Annotated in this window: 1 pseudogene; it reads left to right on the forward strand. The window is 40.9% G+C overall.

The annotated features are described in order from the left end of the window. Positions 1 to 425 (forward strand): annotated as a pseudogene (locus tag FC57_RS11525) (IS3 family transposase); the annotation flags it as partial. Between the last annotated feature and the right edge of the window lie 66 nt (positions 426 to 491).

A 491-nucleotide genomic window follows, 5' to 3' on the forward strand; every position in this document is an offset into this window, starting at 1 on the left:
TCCAAGCCTATCCGACTGCTCATCCGCTCTTTCATAGCGATCGCGGCTTTCAGTTCACTCGTGCGCCTTTCCAGAATCAGTTGAAGAAGCAAGGCATGATGCAATCAATGTCTCGGGTGGGCTGTTGTATTGACAATGGCCCGATGGAAGGCTGGCAAGGCCTCATCAAAGAAATGCGGGTTGTCCTTCATTCTCAAGTCGCTAGTTATGATGAGCTTAATGAATCTATTTGCAAGACCATCGATTATTACATTAATCAAGATCCACAAAAGCGTTTTAATGGTTTAACCGCTGGTGAAATGCGCCAAGAAGCAATGAAAGGCAATATCAAGAATTGTCCTATTGCGCCAAATCATCGAATTGAAAAGTATTGGCAAGAGATACATGAAAAGAAAATCAAAGAAGCTAAAAAAATCCTCAGTTGATTAATAATCAACTGAGGACTAAAAGCTTTATGTAATTCTACTGTCTACTTGACAGGGAATGTATCA

Origin of the sequence: Lactobacillus ultunensis DSM 16047 (genome assembly GCF_001436305.1) — a bacterium.
Taxonomy (GTDB): domain Bacteria; phylum Bacillota; class Bacilli; order Lactobacillales; family Lactobacillaceae; genus Lactobacillus; species Lactobacillus ultunensis.